This window comes from Paraburkholderia sp. J69-1 (assembly GCF_905220255.1).
Taxonomy (GTDB): domain Bacteria; phylum Pseudomonadota; class Gammaproteobacteria; order Burkholderiales; family Burkholderiaceae; genus Paraburkholderia.
In genome coordinates this window covers 19960-35615 of the sequence record NZ_CAJMZG010000042.1, presented here as the reverse complement: position 1 = coordinate 35615, position 15656 = coordinate 19960, and the positions used below count along the sequence as shown (strand labels likewise).

Here is a 15656-nt window from a genome sequence, read left to right as displayed (position 1 = left end):
CAGAGTATCGAACGATCCGTCAACAAGTTTTTTAACTTCACTTAAAACTCGCTGGCGTTACTGCTTGTCGCTCAACAGACTTCAGCGCCTTTAAAAAAGGCTTCCCGTCTCCCCACATCCTCATATCGAGAATGCGAAGGAGCGGGATTCTAGTCATGTGTGCCCTATCTGGCAAGCGGTTTTTGAGCCGCCTGAAACTGGCAGGAAGGAAACTGTCTTAAGCGTGGCGCAGCATCACGCGATCGACGATCTGCAGGTAATGGTCGAGGTCCGGCGTTTCTTTACCGGCGATCTTCGCGAGATCATCCCAACGACGCAGACGCACCGCATCGTCGGCATACGGGCGGGCGGCGAAAGCGCGCGCGCCTTCTTCATCGAAGATACCGCCTTGCAGCTGCAGACTGCGCACCGAATCGGCGGACAAACAACTGAAGTACGCTTCGTCGGTGGCGCATAGGTAGCGCTTCGCGTCGACGTGCAGGCGGATCGGCTCCAGCACGCTCTCCGGCAGAATCGGCCGCAGAAACGGCAGCGCATAGTATTGATGCAGGTCGTCGATACCGCGTTCCGTCGGCGTTTCGCCCTGATGATTCAGCAGATGCCCAAGGTCGTGCAGGAAAGCCGCCGCCACGAGTTCCTCGCTCGCGCCCTGCTCTTCCGCCAGCGCACCGCTTTGCAGCGCGTGCTCCAGTTGCGTGACCGGCTCGCCGCTATAAGCCTGTCCGCCGTGCTGCTCGAACAAGCCGCGAATATCTTCCAGACTGAGTGCCATATTCCCCATTTCCTTTCGTCGAGCCCTGCTGCGCGAGCATCACTTGCTACGCGCGCATTTGCGCAGCCGCTTCATCGGCGTCGCGGGATGCTAGCGCATTCAACACCGCGCGATGCTGCGCAAACGCGGCTTCGCGCTGCGCGTCGTCAAGCTCGGTGCGATTCGATAGCCGCGCCTCGCTCACCGCACGTCGATACGACTCGTGCAACTTGCCATTGCCCGCCGCCGCAACCAGCGCATCGCGAAACGCTGCGCGTGCCTGTGCGAATTCGCTATCGTCGTCGAGTGCGTCGCGCATTGCGTCCAGGCGTGCGCGCAATTCGGCGACCTGGGCTGCGTCGATACGCGCCGCCAGCATCCGGCACGCCGCCTCTTCAAGCACCGCGCAAAGCGCAGCGAGTTCGCGCGCCTCGAGATCCGACACGCTACGCACAAACACGCCGCGATGCTTCTCGTTGCGCACGAGCCCGGTCTGTTCGAGCGCACGCAGCGCTTCGCGCACCGGTCCGCGCGACACCTGCAGCCGCGCGGCCCATTCGGCTTCCACCAGCTTTGCGCCCGGCGCCAGTTGACCGCGCGTAATGCAACGCTCGATCTCCACGCGCACGAGGTCGGTCAGCGAATGCTGGCGCACCATCGCGATGGGCGCGGCGGCACTCTCAGAGGCGTCGCGATCACGCCGATGCACGGCATCGATCCGCATGGCTTCCATCGACTCAATCCGCGCGTTTGCGAGGCGCACGCGCCGCAATCAGCAACAGCGCCACCAGCGAAACGATCAGCAAAATCAGCGAGAGCGCCGAGGCCGGCAGATAGTAACCACGCTCCACCGCGCCCACCACGACGATCGGCACCGTTGCAAATCCGGGCGGATAAACCGTAAGCGTCGCGCCGAGTTCGCCGAGCGAGAGCGCAAAGCCCAGCGCGAGACTTGCGCGGATCGCCGGCACCAGTTGCGGCAGCACCACGCGACGCAACACCATCGCGGGCGGCGCACCGAGGCTCGCGGCCGCTTCGCGCAGAACCGTCAACTCCGGGCGCAGCGCCGCGGACGCGCACCGATAACAAAACGGCAACACCAGCGCCAACTGCACAAAGACAACGATCGCCGCCGAGCTAGACAGATCCACCGGCGCCTTGTGATACGCGATCAGCACGGCCAGACCGAGCACCACGCTCGGTACGCCGTTGGGCACCATCGCGAGCGTATCGACGACCACGCCCAGCCCTTTACGATCGCGTCCTTCCAGCGCGAGCGCGAGCCACAGGCCCAGCGCCGTACCGAGCACCGCCACGCCAAAGCCAATTTCCAGGCTCGTCACGAGCGCATCGAAATCGCTCGAACCCAGCCGCTCGAACCAGCGCATGCTGAAACCGTCGGGCAGGATCGTGCCGGACCAGTGCGACGCCACGCTCGACAGCGCCACCACGATCACCGGCAGCACAAACAGCCAGAAACACAGCAGCGCAGCCAGCGCGAGCAGCACACCACTGCCGATCCGCGCAAAGAAGCCGCGTTCGACCGGCCGCGCGCGCAGATGCTTCGGCGGCAGCGTGACGGCGTCCGTCGCCGGATTCATCGAAGAATTACTTGCCATTGCGCGCGCCTCCATGACTGCGGCGATTCACGCGCCGATACAGCGCATACAAAGAGAGCGACATCGCGAGCATCACCACGGCACCCGCGGCGGCGGTCGGCAGATCGAGATCGACGGTTGCCGAGCTATAGATCGCCACCGGCAGCGTGACCAGATGCGCGCTGCCGAGCACGAGCAGAATGCCGAACTCGTTGAACGTCAGCAGGAAACAGAGGATCGTGCCCGCGGCGATACCCGGCCACGCGAGCGGCAGAATCACGCGCGCCGCGACCATACGGTTGTTCGCGCCCAGGCTGCGCGCCGCTTCGATCAAACGCATGTCGAGCAGCGCAAACGCGGCGAGCGTCGGGCGCACCACGAAGGGCGCGTAGAACACCACCTCCGCCAGCACCACCCCGCCGATACCGAACAGGAAATCGAGCGGCGGCGCTTGCAGATGAAAGAGCTGCTGCAAGCCAATGCTCACCGAACCCTGCGAGCCGTACAGAAAGATCAGCGTGAACGCGACCAGAAACGACGGGAACGCCACGAACAGTTCCAGAAAGCGCGTGACGAGCTGCGCGCCCGGAAACGGTTTGAAGAACAGGATCGCCGCAATCGCCACGCCGAGCAGCGAGGCCACGCCTGCGCTCAGGAACAGAATCCACAGCGTCGTGCCGATCACGCCGCGCGAATCGGGATTGCCGAAGAACGTTGCGTACGCACCGAAACTCAGACCATGCGCGCCCGTCAGGCTCAGCAATACGAGCCGGAACAGCGGATAGACCACGAGCGGCCCGAGCACGAACACGAGCAGAAACGCGATATGCCATTGCGCGCGGCGTTCGCGGCGGCGCACGGCGGCTGCGTGGGCGTCCGCGCCCGGCAGCGAGAGATCAGGGGTTGATAAGGACGACATCGTCAGCCTCGTAACGCAGGGAGACGCGCATGCCTTTTTCCGGCGTCATGCCGTGGCCGCGCTGCATGGTGACGAGCACCGGTTCGTTCGGCATCGCGTCGAGCAAAACCGGCACGGAAAGCACCGAGCCATACCATTCGACCGACTCGATCGTGCCGTGCAACTGGCCTTCGCCAAGCGGCGCGATGCGCAGGCTTTCCGGCCGCAGGCAGGCGAGCTTGTCGCGCACATCGTGACGCGGATCGCCAACCGGAAACGCCACGCCCGGCGGCAGCAGGTTTGCCGCGCCCAGATAACGCGCGACGTAGGCGTCATTCGGCGTGTCGTAGAGTTCCTGCGGCGTGCCGAGCTGGGCGATATGACCGTCGCGCATCAGCAGCGTGCGGTCCGACAGCACCAGCGCGTCGTCCTGATCGTGCGTCACGCAGACGATCGTCAGGTTCGGCAGGCGCTCGTGCAGCGCCTTCAATTCCGAGCGCACCGAAGCGCGCAGATTGGCGTCGAGCGCCGAAAGCGGTTCGTCGAGCAGCAGCACATCGGGCTCGATCACGAGCGCACGCGCGAGCGCCACGCGCTGCTGCATGCCGCCCGACAGCTGCGCAGGCATCACGTGGCCCTGATCGCCGAGTTGCACGAGCTTGAGCGCGTCGGCCACGCGGCGGGCGATATCGCGCGACGGCACGCGGCGCGCCTTGAGGCCGAACGCCACATTCTCGAACACCGACAGATGCGGGAACAGCGCGTAGCTCTGGAACAGCAACCCCAGATTGCGCTGATGCGGCGGCACATGCGTGAGGTCGCGACCGGCGACGGTCAGCGAGCCTGCAAGGCCATCGGCTTCGATGAACCCGGCGATGAAACGCAGCAAGGTGGTCTTGCCGCAACCGCTGCGGCCGAGCACGGTCAGCAACTCGCCGCGACGGATGGTGAGCGACAGATCGTTGAGCACCGTGCGCGTGCCGAAACGCACGCTCAGGTGATCGATCTGCACGCCCGCCGCGCCGTGCGCGCCGGTTGCATCGAGGCCGGACGCGTCCGGCAGTGCGCGGGCCATATCGGCCGACGCAAGGCTTGCGGTATTCACCGGGTTCATCTCCTGCATGTGATACGGGTATGACTGGACCAGACTGCCTGAATCAGACGGCCTTACTTCGGCTTGACGACTTCGAGCTGCTTGCCCGACGAGCCGATCACTTCGGTCTTCCAGCGCGTCGTCCAGTCAGCCTTCTTCGCCATCACCTGGTTCCAGTCCACCGGAATCAGCTTCACGCCGTCGATCGCCTGCTTGACCGCTGCGCCGTTCTTGCCCGTGAGCGCCACGTCCGTGCGGCCCGGGATACCGAAGATGTCCGGCACCTTCGACTGCACATCCGTCGACATCAGATAGTCGATCAGCTTCTTGCCTTCGTCCTGGTTCGGACCGTTCTTGATCAGGCCGATCGCGTACGGCAGCTGGAACGTGGTCGGATGGCCGCTGGCGTCGGCGGCGAGGAAGATCGGCTTGAGCGAGAGGCCGCCGTTGGCTGCGTCGTCGAGATCCATCTGCAGGTCGCCGTTGGCCACCGAGATTTCGTTACGCGAGAGCAGCACGTCGAGGTAGCCCGTGCCCTTGGTGTGGAACTTGGCGCTCTGCTCGAGCTTCTTGAGGTAGTCGAACGCCTTGTCTTCGCCCATCAGCGAGGTCGTGAGGATGATCACGGCCATGCCGTCGCCCGCCGTGGCCGGGTTCGAGTAGGCGATCTTGCCCGAGTAGTCCGGATGCAGCAGATCGGCGAAGGTCTTCGGCTGGTTCTTGACGACTTCCGGGTTGATCGCGAACGAGAAGTAGTTGTTCACGAACGTCGCCCACGAACCGTCGGTCGCCTTGGCGATCGTCGGCACGTTCTTGTAGTTCACGCTCTGGTACGGCTGCAGCAGGCCGCTTTGCTGGGCCTGCTGGATAAACGGCGGCAGCGTGATGATCACGTCGGCCTTCGGCGCGTCCTTTTCGACGTTGGCGCGGTTCACCACTTCGCCACTGCCGGCCGTCACGATATTGACCTTCACGCCTTCCTTCTTCTCGAAGGCCGGCAGAACGTCGCGGTAGAGATTTTCGAGGCCGTCAGCCGTGTAAAGCACGACGGCGTTGGCGGCGTGGGCGCTCATCGCTGCGCATTGCAGCAGCGTGGCGGCAACCATCATCGGCAGGGCCTTGCGAGCGAAACCCGCGCGATGGGAATTCCTGTGGTTCATGTCACTCTCCGAAGGCAAAAACCATGTGCTCGGGGCTACCCGATGCGTGTTTAATGAGTCGTCGAACGTCGGCGGACTGCGCCGCCTGCCATTGCCCATCCGCTGCGGTCCGGTGTGGCGCCCGGATTGCAGATTGTCTGCAATCCGTCGCTGCCACCCTAAAACCGCCCGGCCGCCCGGCGCGCCCGGGACCTCCCGTTTCGCGCGCCAGCCCCGTCTGTACAGGCCCGGCAAGAATTACAGGTTTTCATGACACCGCCATGACGATTGTGGCGTTTGTCAAAAAATTCCACAATTCGCCAAAAATAAGCAACTTGGCCGGCGCGAGGCGGCGCGTGCGAAAACCTCCGCACACGCGTCGGATCAGTGAATCAGAACAAAAAGAAGAATTGATGCGCGGCGTACGAAAGCGCCGCGCCTGAAGCAGGAGGGAGGTAAATCAGGCGACCACGAGTTCCGGTCCGCGCGACTCGATGGCGCGCGCCACGCCCTTTTCGGGCGCCAGTTCGGTGATGACGTAACGCGCGCGCTCGAAGCCGTTGATGCGCACCGGCGTCATGCGGCCGAATTTCGAATGGTCCGCCACGACGATCGCACAGGCGGCGGCGGTGAGCATGCGGCTGCGCACTTCGGCGACCATGCGCGAGTAATCGGTCAGCCAGCCGTCCGCGGTAATGCCGCCCGCGCCGACAAAAGCGTAATCGGCGTGATATTGCGTCAGTTGCAGCACGGTATCGAGGCCGAAAGTGGCTTCCTCGTGATCGGACAACTCGCCGCCCAGCAGCGTCACGCGATTTTCGTTGCGACGGCCGAGCAGCAAGGCGATGCGCCAGTCGTTCGTATAGACCGTGAGGCGATGCCGATCCATCAGCGCGCGCGCCAGCGCATGCGTCGTACTGCCCGAATCGATGATGACGGACGCGCCATCAGGCACGAACTCTGCTGCGCGTTCGCCGATCGCGCGTTTGGCGCTGGCGTTGGCGGTGTCGCGCACGTCGAGATCGGGCTCGCGCCGATCGCTCGAAAGCGCGCCGCCGTGCGTCGTGACCAGCAGACCGCGCCCGGCCAGCGTGTTGAGATCGCGGCGGATGGTCTCGCGCGAAACCCGCAGTTCGCGCACGAGGTCCGCAACCGACAGCGCGCCGGTGCGATTCACTTGCGAAAGGATGTATTGGTGACGTTGTTCTGCGAGCATCGGGGGGCAATCGGACAATCGGACGTAAATCGGCGGGCTTGAACCGGTAAAGCCGCCGTATTGTATTACGCGCATTCAAGGGCCGCGCTGATGCCTCCCGATGCAGCGCGCATGCGGCATACGCGCATGCGCAAAAACCGGGCGAAAGCGCGCTCTGCCATCGCGCGATCATCCCTGCTAATCTCGTGTTGGCCGCCGGGGCGCCGGACGGTCAACCGATCTATCGTTAATGCGACGCTATTGCGACCGCCGAATTCATGCGTTCAAGACTTCGCCAACTGCGTCTTCTGTTCTGCGCACTGCGCTATGGCATCCGGCTGATCTGGCTTGCCGCACCCGAACACCACAAGCTGCACTGGATCGTGTCGCTCGCGGCGCGCATGCGCGAGGACGAAAAGCTCGCCGCGCATCTGTCGAGCGCCCTGCCGCGCCTCGCGCCGATTGCGAGCGCGTTCGCGCAATCCGTCGCCACGCACCCGGAACTGGCGACCTCGACCTTGCACGACGCCATCGACACGATCGAGCACTTCGAAGAACCGCTCACGCCCGACCAGTTGAACGCCACCTTTCAGCACGCGTTCGGCAAAGCGCCGCAGGATCTTTTTTCGTGGATCGACCCCACGCCTTGCCACAACGGCTGGTGCGAACAAACCCACGTCGCGCGCTTGAAACTGCCGGCCAACGGCCATCAGATGGTGACCGTGCGCGTGCTGCGCGCAAAGCAGGCGCAGGAAGTCGATGACGACGCCGCGCTGCTCTGCGCAGTCGCACGCTGGCTCGAACGGTTTTCGAGCGGTGCGCGCAAGCTGAAGCTGCGCACCCTCGCGCAGACGCTGCGCGACGATCTGCAACGCCGCTTCGACCTGCGCGCGCAGGCCGCCAACCTGAGCCAGAGCGGCCATCATCTCGCCGACGACAAACGCGTGCTCGTGCCCGACGTGATCTGGGACTTCTGCACGCCGCAGACGCTGACGGTCGAGCACGTCGATACCTTGCGCGCCACCGACATCGCCGGTCTGACGATGCATCACATCAACGTGACGGTGGTGGCCGCGCACCTGATCGAAGTGGTCACACAGCAGGCGTTCGAACACGGCTTCTTCCATGCGGCCTTCGACGCGCGACGCGTCGCCGTGAGCATCGAACCCGCGACGCGCGGGCGGCTGGTGTTCGCGAGCGCGGCGCTGATGACCTCGCTGTCTTCGCCCGAACGCGAATTCTTCGTGCATGGCGCGACGGCGCTGTTCGAGCAGGACTATGGGCGGCTGGCGACGCTGCATCACGTCGCGGGCCATGTGCCGGCGCATGCGCGCCCCGAACAGATCGAAGCGGAACTGCGCACCCGCGCCGAAGCCCATTTCGCCGACGATGCCAACGATCGCAGCGCCGGCGCGCTGTTCCATCATCTGCTGCATGCCGTGCAGCCGTTTGGCGGTGCGGTGTCGCCACGGCTGGCTGCTGCGCAGCGCGCGTTTGGGCAGGCGGAGGCGCTGGCGCGCACGATTCATCCCGATGTCGATGCGTGGGGTATCGCGAAAACCACGCTCGGCGAGATTGCGCGGCGCGATCTGGGTCCGCACGGCTGGATCAATCGGCTTGCGCAGGAGTTGCCGCATCTCGCGCAGATCGGGCCGCGCGTGCCGCAGCTTATCTATCGCTTCATGCACCATCACGCTGGCGCGCAGCATGGGCAGCCCGGTGCGCATGGACAGGCGCAGGCCGCGTTGCTCGATGAAATGCGTCGCGAGAACCGGCGCGCGCGCGCGCTGCTGATTGCCTGTGCGTTGAGCGGAACGCTGATCGGCGTGGCGGCGACGTTTTTCTAGCGCGCCTTTGTTTTGTGCGTCGCTCCCCTCACGCAACTTAAGGGCGTCGCGCGAAACTGGCTGTTAGTTGCAATTCAAACATGACGAGGCGAGTGCAGTCCTGAACAAGACTGCCGCGTCGTGCGCGGGCGATACTCCGGGCCTTTCGCTCAACCGCGCGCGCCCAAACCAAACTGATGCTCGCCTCGCTCACGCCCACGCTGTTCGTCTTGCTCTGGTCGACGGGTTTTGTCGTCGCCCGCGCCATCGCGCCTTACGCCGATCCCAATCTGTTCCTGCTCGCGCGCTTCGGCGGCACGGCGCTGCTGTTTGCCTGCGTGGCGCTTGCAATGCGCGCGCCCTGGCCGCGCGGACGCGAAATCGGCAAACACCTGTTCGCCGGCGCCTTGCTGCAAGGCGTGTATCTGGGCGCGGGCTACTGGGCCGTCGCACAAGGCCTGAGCGCGGGCGTCATGGCGCTGCTCGGCGCACTGCAGCCGCTCCTGACCGCCGCGCTCGCCGCGCCCCTGTTCGGAGAGAGAATTTCGCTGCGGCGCTGGCAAGGTCTCGCGCTCGGCCTCGCTGGCGTGGTGCTCGTGCTGATGCCGAAACTGCTGCCAAAACTCCAGGCCAGCGCGCACGCCGCCGCCGACGGTGTCGCGCACGCGAATCCGCTGCTCGTGGTGCTTGTCTCGGTGCTGTCGATCGGCGCCATCACGGCGGGCACGCTGTATCAGAAGAGCTCGCTCGCAAAGGCCGATATCCGCAGCGCGAGCGCCGTGCAGAACGCGGGCGCGGCGATCGTCGCGGCGCTGCTGGTGCTCGCGCTGGGCGAGCATCGCTGGATCGCCTCGCCAACATTGTGGATTTCGCTCGCGTGGGGTATCGCGATGCTGTCAGGCGCGGGCGTAACGCTGCTTGTCTGGATGGTGCGTCACGGCGATGCGGCCCGCGCAACGGCACTGCTATTTCTCGCGCCGCCGCTCGCCGCGCTGGAAAGCTGGCTGCTGTTCCGCGAAACGCTCACGCCGGTGCAACTCGCAGGTTTCGGCGTGGCGCTCGCGGGCGTGCTGATCGCGCGGCGCGGCTGAACACGCCGCGCGGCGAATGCCGCGTCAATCGGCGTTATCGCCGCCTTTGGGCAGCTTTGCGCGCGCCTGGCTGCCCGGCGCTGGCGACCAGGCCGGCCGCGTCTTGCGCGCAGAATCGATCACGACGATAAAGCGCCCGGCATACGGCGTGATATTGCGGCCCGGATGCAGCACCCACAGCGATTTGCCCGACGCGACGAGCGCCTCGTATTCGGCATCGATGATGCCGTTATGGTCGATAAACGTATTGAGCGAGGCCGGAATGCGCACGCAGCCCTTCGAATGGCGGATGCCGAGCAGCGGTTCGAGCCGGTCGGGATCGGTCGCGTGCATCTGGAAACGCATCTGCGAAAAGCCGCCCTTGCCCCAACCGCGCTCGCCGTCGACCCAGCCCAGATCGTAGATGCGCATATCGCGCTTGCCGTAGCCGCGAATGCCGTTGTCGTTCATCGTGCCTTCGGCGCGGAAATCCATGTTCGACGGCGTGTGCTCGAACACGCCACGCGGCGTAAGAAAGTGATCGAACTCGCCGGGCCGGCCCGTCGCGACCGGCGATGCGCCGATCATCTGCCAGGCTTCGCCCGGCATCGCGCGGAAATAGATGAAAAGCGCCTGCACGTTCGCGCTGCGATCCACGAGGATGACGTACTCGCCCGCCAGCGCGCCGAGATCCTTGGCGTCGAGCGCGGCTTGCAGACGCTGGCCGTAGGCGCGCTGATCGGCCAGCGGCACGCGCAGGCGGCGCGTCACGCTGCGCGCGAAGGTGTCGCGCATGGCGAGTGCACGACGGGTTTCGTCGGCGGCCTGTTCGGGCGTGAGTTTGGGATGCTCGGGCAGCACGAGCGGCGCGGGCCCCGAGGCGGCGACTGGCGCGGAAGCAGCGGTGGTCGACGCAGAGGAAGCGGCTGATGCCGCTGGCACGGCGGAAGTTGATTGCGCAGATACGGGCACCGAGGCGGAAGCAGCCGCCGAAGCCGCTCTCGAAGCCGACGCCGAAGCACCTGACACACCTGACGCACCCGACGCCACCGCAGCATCCGCCGCCGCAGCGCTCGCGCACCAACCCCACGCGCACAGCGCCGCCAACAGCGCAAACGCCCGCGCGGGCCGCGCACGCAGCACCACTGGCCACGCACCGTGATAATGAGCGGTGCCTCCCCGGACACCGCCGTCTACGCACGCCTGAGCGCCGCGCGAAGCATATTCGTTCATCGTGAATCCGGCAGAGTTTTGTCTGAGATCGGACGCTTTCGTGGCCGACAAACCATGCCCTGCAAATTACGCGCCCGGACCGTTCACCATTAAACCAGACATCGCGCATCCGCCGCCGCGCGACTGGGCAAACCTCAACTAGCGAGAAACTTCAATGAACGCAGAAGCCGCATTGCAACAGGAAACACAGCGCGAAATCGCAGCCGCACTGGGCGTGAGCGCCGAGTTTTCACCGCAGGCCGAAATCGAACGCCGCGTCGCTTTTCTCGCCGACAGCCTGCGCAACAGCGGACTGCGCGCGCTGGTGCTCGGCATCAGCGGCGGTATCGATTCGACGACGGCCGGGCGTCTCGCACAACTCGCCGTCGAAGCGCTGCGCGCGCAAGGCCATGCGGCGCGCTTTATCGCCATGCGCCTGCCCTACAGCACGCAGCACGACGAAGCCGATGCCGCCGCCGCGCTCGCCTTCATCCAGCCCGACGAAGCGCTGACCACCGACATCGCCCCGCCCGCCGACGCGCTGCTCGCCTCGCTCGCCGCAGGCGGCCTGGCATTCGCCGACGCGGCCCAGCAGGATTTCGTGCTCGGCAACATCAAGGCGCGCGAGCGGATGATTGCGCAATACGCGGTGGCGGGCGCACGCGCGGGACTCGTGGTCGGCACGGACCACTCGGCGGAATCGCTGATGGGGTTTTTCACGAAGTTCGGCGATGGCGGCGCGGATGTGCTGCCGCTGGCCGGTTTGACGAAACGCCGCGTGCGGGCGCTGGCGCGTCAGCTTGGCGCGCCGCAAGGTCTCGTCGATAAAACACCGACGGCGGATCTCGAAACCCTACGCCCGCTCAGACCCGACGAAGACGCCTACGGCCTGGGCTACGACGCCATCGACGATTTTCTGGAGGGCAAACCGGTGAGCGCGGCAGCGCGCGAGACGATCCTGCTCTTTTACAACGCAACGCGACACAAGCGTGCGCTGCCCTACACGCCCGATCAACCGATGCCGCGCGACGTCAATTGAACGAAATGCTCAGGGCGCGGAGGGCCAGTGCTTTTCCTGCTCCTCGCTATCGAACGGCGGCGCGCTGACCTGCAGCGTCACACCGGCAAGGCGCCGGCTCTGCAATTCGCGCGCGACGGCCTCGCCCACGTAAGGCACTTCCGAATCGAGTTCGAGATCGGCGTGGGCGTTGGGCGTGCCCGCGTCGTACACCGTGACGGCCTTGGCGTAATGCCCGAGTTCACGCTTGAAAAAATCGCGCACTTCCTGCTCGCTGCAGGTTTCGGGGACGTTCCAGACAGTCAGGTGCATATCGATCTACCGGTAGTGGCGCGGACGGTTCGCGCGAACGCGCACGGGTTGCAGACTCGCCGCCGCCCTCGCGCGCATCCAGATGGACTGGCCGAGCAAGGCCGCGGAAAGCAGGACAAGTATCGAAAGGCCGGACGCTAACATTTCGTTCACTCCTTCTTATTGATATAAGTCAGAGTAGACCGATTTCTCAGCGACTGCACTGCGTCAAATTGTCGGAATGCCGGGCGCAGCGCGACATCGCGAAGCGCGCCGCAATGCGCGTGCCACGAGCGCGCGACGCGCAGACCGTAATGGGAATATCCGCAAAAGGGGACGATTCAAAAGGCCAACGGTTCAAGGCCCTTCGTCGCGGCTCGCCGACGTGGTATCGCCGAAATCGGTGCCGCATTGCATGCGCGTGAGCTGATCGTACTGACGCGACCAGTTGCCCGCGATAGTAGCCTGAGCCTGCGCGAGCGACATACGGCCCGCGCAGACGCAGCGCTTGAGACGCACCGTGAGCAACGACTTGCGGCGTTCGCCCGCGTGACCGCCCCACGGCAACAAATCGAAATTCGCCGATGCATCGGGCGAGCCGCCCAGCAGGATCGGCACATGACGGTCGAGCGCGTACGTCACGCCATCTTCAGCGTCGATGCCGCGCGCCGCCAGCAGGCGTTCCTTCAAGGCCATTGCCGCGTCGAACGACGGCGCCACGGTATCTGCGTAACCGGGCCGGCAGATCGTTTCGGCAACCGATTCCTGCGACACGCGCGCATCGAGCAAGCGCGGATCTTGCGCCCAGGCGGGCAGACTGCGCACCGCACCGCCCACGGCGAGCGCCAGCAGCATGCCATGCAGCGCTGCACGCGCGCGCGGCGTCTTCCAACGCGCCGCACCTTTTGCCATGCGACGCACGGTCAGACAAGTTTCTGCCAATTCTGCGTTCATGGTAAATGCACCATACGCTGCCGTACGATGCTGAATGGATGGTCAATGCTGCCTAATTAAAACACATTCGAATTTTTGCGGGGTGAATCTGCACAAGAACGCCATGCGCAGGAGCGGAGTTTGCGCAGGCGGCGCCGGCTTGTGTAACGCTCTTGCAGCCAGTTTGCGGGCGACGCAGTCAGCCGGATGGCCAGTCATGCTGAAAGGCATCACGTCGCTAAGCATCCGACACGAAAAAGAAAATTTATTTCGGCATCCAGATTAATATTCTGGCGCCTGTGAATTTCTAACACACGTTTCATCTTGCTCCAGCAGCGATATCAAATCAGACGTCCATGCGTATGCGCAAGATCGGCCGTTCGGCCAATGGCAGCCGTAAACCCGTTGGCGCATAATGGTCCGCCCGCTGCAACTCCGCACCGGTGGAGTGACGCGTGCCCAAATCAAGGAAACGAGGAATCCCCATGTCCATCACCATGTATCAAGCCTCGGTGCCCGTGCTCGTGCACGGTCTCGCCAACCTGCAGAACATCATCGGCAAGGCGCAGGCGCACGCGGCCGAGAAGCAGATCGACCCTTCGGTGCTGACCGGTGCACGGCTTTTCCCCGACATGCTGCCGCTCGCGCGCCAGATCCATATCGCCACGGATACCGCCAAGGGTTGCGCCGCGCGTCTCGCGGGCGTGGACGCGCCGAAGTTCGACGACGTGGAAGTGAGCTTCGACGACCTGCACACGCGCATCCAGAAGACCATCGACTATCTGAAGACCTTCAAGCCGGAACAGATCGACGGTACGGAAGACAAGAGCATCACGCTGAAGATGCGCACGGGCCCGATCGACTTCACGGGTCAAAGCTATCTGCTGGGCTTCGTGCTGCCCAACTTCTTCTTTCATGTGACCACGGCCTACGACATCCTGCGCCATAACGGCGTAGAACTCGGCAAGCTCGACTATCTGGGCGGCCGCCCGAACTAAGGCGCGGCGCGAAGCTGCAGCGGCCACCTGGGTCCGAAGACCGGGGCGGCCGCTGCGGAAAAACTGCGCGAAAAATGCGGGAAAAAATGTGTGATAGCGCCGGCTCAGTCGAGCGAAAGACGCACCGCGAAGCCGATCAACGCGGAAGAGAACGCCCACTTCTGCACGGTCTGCGCGAGCGGATGGCGGCGCAGCCAGACGGCAATGCGCGCCGCCCCGAGCACATAAAGAACATCGAACAGCGCGCAGACGATCACCAGCACAATGCCCAGTTCGATCACCTGCAGCCAGACCGAACCCAGATCCGGGCGAATGAACTGCGGCAGCAGCACCGAGCAGAACAGCAACGCCTTCGGGTTGAGCAGATTGGTCAGCAAGCCTTTGAGGAAATCCGCGCGTAACGGGCGTTCCACGGCCACGCCATCCGCTTGCGGCAGCGCGAAAACCGGCGCGCGGAAAATCTGCACGGCAATCCAGGTCAGGTAAATCGCGCCCACATAGCGCACCACTTCGTAGAGCCACGGCGCGTTGTGCAGCAACGCCGCCAGCCCGCACCCCGACAGCGTCACATGCGTCGCGCGCGCCAGCCCAAGCCCGCAAGCCGCCGCAAAACCCCGCCGCGCGCCGCGGCTCATGCTGGTTTGCATCACCAGCGCCATATCCGCGCCAGGCAGTGCGCAAACGACGATCAGTGCGGCAATGAACATCAACAACAGGTGGGCGGAAATCATGATGGCCTCGACTGGAAGAGGCTCTATGTTGCCGCTAAATCAGGAGCGATTTATGGCGCATTGGGTAGCGAAAACTTCGACATCGAGTGGAATGCTCTAAAATTCACGCATCCGAACAGGAAAAGCACTCACGCTCATGAGCGACCTCGACAAACTCGATCGCGCCATCCTCGGCGCTTTGCAGGCCGATGGCCGGATGCCCAATGCGCGCCTCGCGGAAACGGTCGGTTTGAGCGAAACGCCCTGCGCGCGCCGCCTCAAGCGGCTGGAGCAGGACGGCTATATCGAGCGCTACCGCGCGATGCTGTCGCGCCGCGCGCTCGGCTATGGCGTGGTCGCCTATGTGTCGGTGCGCTTTGCGGTGCACGACCGCGCGCTGGCCGACCGTTTCGAGCGCGAAGTCTGCGCAATCGAGCGGATTCTCTCCTGCTACAACGTTGCCGGCACGGCGGACTATATTCTGATGATCGTCGCGCGCGATCTCGACGATTACGGCAACTTCATGCGCGACGAATTGCGCAGCCTGCCGGGCGTCACGTCGGTGGAATCGGCGCTGTCGATGCGCGAAGTGAAATCCGAAGGCGGATTGCCGCTATCCTGAACGCCGCCTTGCGGCTAGCCACTACAAACTGGAACACACTGGAGTTTTCGATGACCCAAGCATTGCCCCCCGAACAGGCGCGCGCCGAAGAAGCGGCCGCGATGGACCGCGTGCTGAACGCCACGCAACGCGTCAAATCCGCCTTCACGTCGCTGCAGACGCAATTCCCGCCGCAGGGCGAAGGCCGCCCGTCGCAGTTCGCGCTGCAGACTTTCGACGCCGCCCTGCAGGAACTTGAAGACGCCCAGGCCGCGTTCGACGAACTGCTCAACGATCTGCTCGACGGCAACCGTTAAGCGTCG

The 15656-nt window shown here is 64.5% G+C and carries 17 protein-coding genes; 6 read left to right on the top strand and 11 right to left on the bottom strand.

The genetic code is table 11. From position 1 onward, the window contains the following. Window positions 1-217: 217 nt before the first annotated feature. From U5A67_RS39550 to U5A67_RS39520, 7 genes are all read right to left on the bottom strand, one after another. On the bottom strand, window positions 218-772 hold the full coding sequence (locus U5A67_RS39550) for a phosphonate degradation HD-domain oxygenase (RefSeq protein WP_321818668.1): 555 nt from the start codon (window positions 770-772) through the stop codon (window positions 218-220). A 46-nt stretch (window positions 773-818) separates the two neighbouring features. After that, on the bottom strand, window positions 819-1475 hold the full coding sequence (locus tag U5A67_RS39545; protein ID WP_321818673.1) for a GntR family transcriptional regulator: 657 nt from the start codon (window positions 1473-1475) through the stop codon (window positions 819-821). A gap of 13 nt (window positions 1476-1488) precedes the next feature. After that, on the bottom strand, window positions 1489-2370 hold the full coding sequence (gene phnV, locus U5A67_RS39540) for a 2-aminoethylphosphonate ABC transport system, membrane component PhnV (RefSeq protein ID WP_415768343.1): 882 nt from the start codon (window positions 2368-2370) through the stop codon (window positions 1489-1491). After that, complete coding sequence (locus U5A67_RS39535; protein WP_321818667.1) at window positions 2360-3268, bottom strand: 2-aminoethylphosphonate ABC transporter permease subunit; 909 nt, start codon at window positions 3266-3268, stop codon at window positions 2360-2362. The genes phnV and U5A67_RS39535 overlap by 11 nt, the downstream gene beginning before the upstream one ends. Then, window positions 3246-4352, bottom strand: a complete 1107-nt coding sequence (phnT, locus tag U5A67_RS39530) for a 2-aminoethylphosphonate ABC transport system ATP-binding subunit PhnT (RefSeq protein WP_205987684.1) — start codon at window positions 4350-4352, stop codon at window positions 3246-3248. Before phnT ends, U5A67_RS39535 begins: the two co-directional genes overlap by 23 nt. A gap of 62 nt (window positions 4353-4414) precedes the next feature. Beyond that, window positions 4415-5500: a 2-aminoethylphosphonate ABC transporter substrate-binding protein gene (phnS, locus tag U5A67_RS39525; protein WP_321818666.1), complete on the bottom strand. Its 1086-nt coding sequence runs from the start codon at window positions 5498-5500 to the stop codon at window positions 4415-4417. A gap of 439 nt (window positions 5501-5939) precedes the next feature. Next, window positions 5940-6695, bottom strand: a complete 756-nt coding sequence (locus U5A67_RS39520; RefSeq protein WP_205987686.1) for a DeoR/GlpR family DNA-binding transcription regulator — start codon at window positions 6693-6695, stop codon at window positions 5940-5942. A gap of 257 nt (window positions 6696-6952) precedes the next feature. On the opposite strand from U5A67_RS39520, the gene U5A67_RS39515 reads away from it, so the two are divergent. After that, a complete protein-coding gene (locus tag U5A67_RS39515; protein WP_321818665.1) occupies window positions 6953-8521 on the top strand; it encodes an ABC1 kinase family protein in 1569 nt (522 codons plus the stop codon). Window positions 8522-8697: 176 nt separating this feature from the next. Beyond that, window positions 8698-9591 carry a DMT family transporter gene (locus tag U5A67_RS39510; protein WP_321818664.1) on the top strand — a complete coding sequence of 298 codons (894 nt, stop codon included), beginning with the start codon at window positions 8698-8700 and terminating at the stop codon, window positions 9589-9591. A 24-nt stretch (window positions 9592-9615) separates the two neighbouring features. On the opposite strand, the gene U5A67_RS39505 is transcribed toward U5A67_RS39510, so the two are convergent. Then, the gene (locus U5A67_RS39505; RefSeq protein WP_321818663.1) at window positions 9616-10803 is read right to left on the bottom strand and encodes a L,D-transpeptidase; all 1188 of its coding nucleotides are present in this window, start codon (window positions 10801-10803) and stop codon (window positions 9616-9618) included. A gap of 154 nt (window positions 10804-10957) precedes the next feature. On the opposite strand from U5A67_RS39505, the gene nadE reads away from it, so the two are divergent. Beyond that, the gene (gene nadE, locus U5A67_RS39500; RefSeq protein WP_321818662.1) at window positions 10958-11821 is read left to right on the top strand and encodes an ammonia-dependent NAD(+) synthetase; all 864 of its coding nucleotides are present in this window, start codon (window positions 10958-10960) and stop codon (window positions 11819-11821) included. A gap of 9 nt (window positions 11822-11830) precedes the next feature. On the opposite strand, the gene U5A67_RS39495 is transcribed toward nadE, so the two are convergent. Further along, window positions 11831-12112, bottom strand: coding sequence for an RNA-binding protein (locus U5A67_RS39495; RefSeq protein ID WP_321818661.1), 282 nt, complete (start codon window positions 12110-12112; stop codon window positions 11831-11833). Window positions 12113-12448: 336 nt separating this feature from the next. Then, a complete protein-coding gene (locus tag U5A67_RS39490; protein WP_205987691.1) occupies window positions 12449-13045 on the bottom strand; it encodes a hypothetical protein in 597 nt (198 codons plus the stop codon). 464 nt (window positions 13046-13509) lie between these two features. Here U5A67_RS39490 and U5A67_RS39485 point away from each other — a divergent pair, with 464 nt between their 5' ends. Beyond that, window positions 13510-14022 (top strand): DUF1993 domain-containing protein, encoded by a 513-nt coding sequence (locus tag U5A67_RS39485; protein ID WP_321818660.1) that lies wholly within the window; start codon window positions 13510-13512, stop codon window positions 14020-14022. A 104-nt stretch (window positions 14023-14126) separates the two neighbouring features. On the opposite strand, the gene U5A67_RS39480 is transcribed toward U5A67_RS39485, so the two are convergent. Next, window positions 14127-14753, bottom strand: a complete 627-nt coding sequence (locus U5A67_RS39480; RefSeq protein WP_321818659.1) for a LysE family translocator — start codon at window positions 14751-14753, stop codon at window positions 14127-14129. Window positions 14754-14889: 136 nt separating this feature from the next. On the opposite strand from U5A67_RS39480, the gene U5A67_RS39475 reads away from it, so the two are divergent. Both U5A67_RS39475 and U5A67_RS39470 read left to right on the top strand, forming a co-directional pair. After that, complete coding sequence (locus U5A67_RS39475) at window positions 14890-15354, top strand: Lrp/AsnC family transcriptional regulator (protein ID WP_321818658.1); 465 nt, start codon at window positions 14890-14892, stop codon at window positions 15352-15354. A 62-nt stretch (window positions 15355-15416) separates the two neighbouring features. Continuing rightward, a complete protein-coding gene (locus U5A67_RS39470) occupies window positions 15417-15650 on the top strand; it encodes a hypothetical protein (protein ID WP_205987708.1) in 234 nt (77 codons plus the stop codon). Window positions 15651-15656 lie beyond the last annotated feature (6 nt).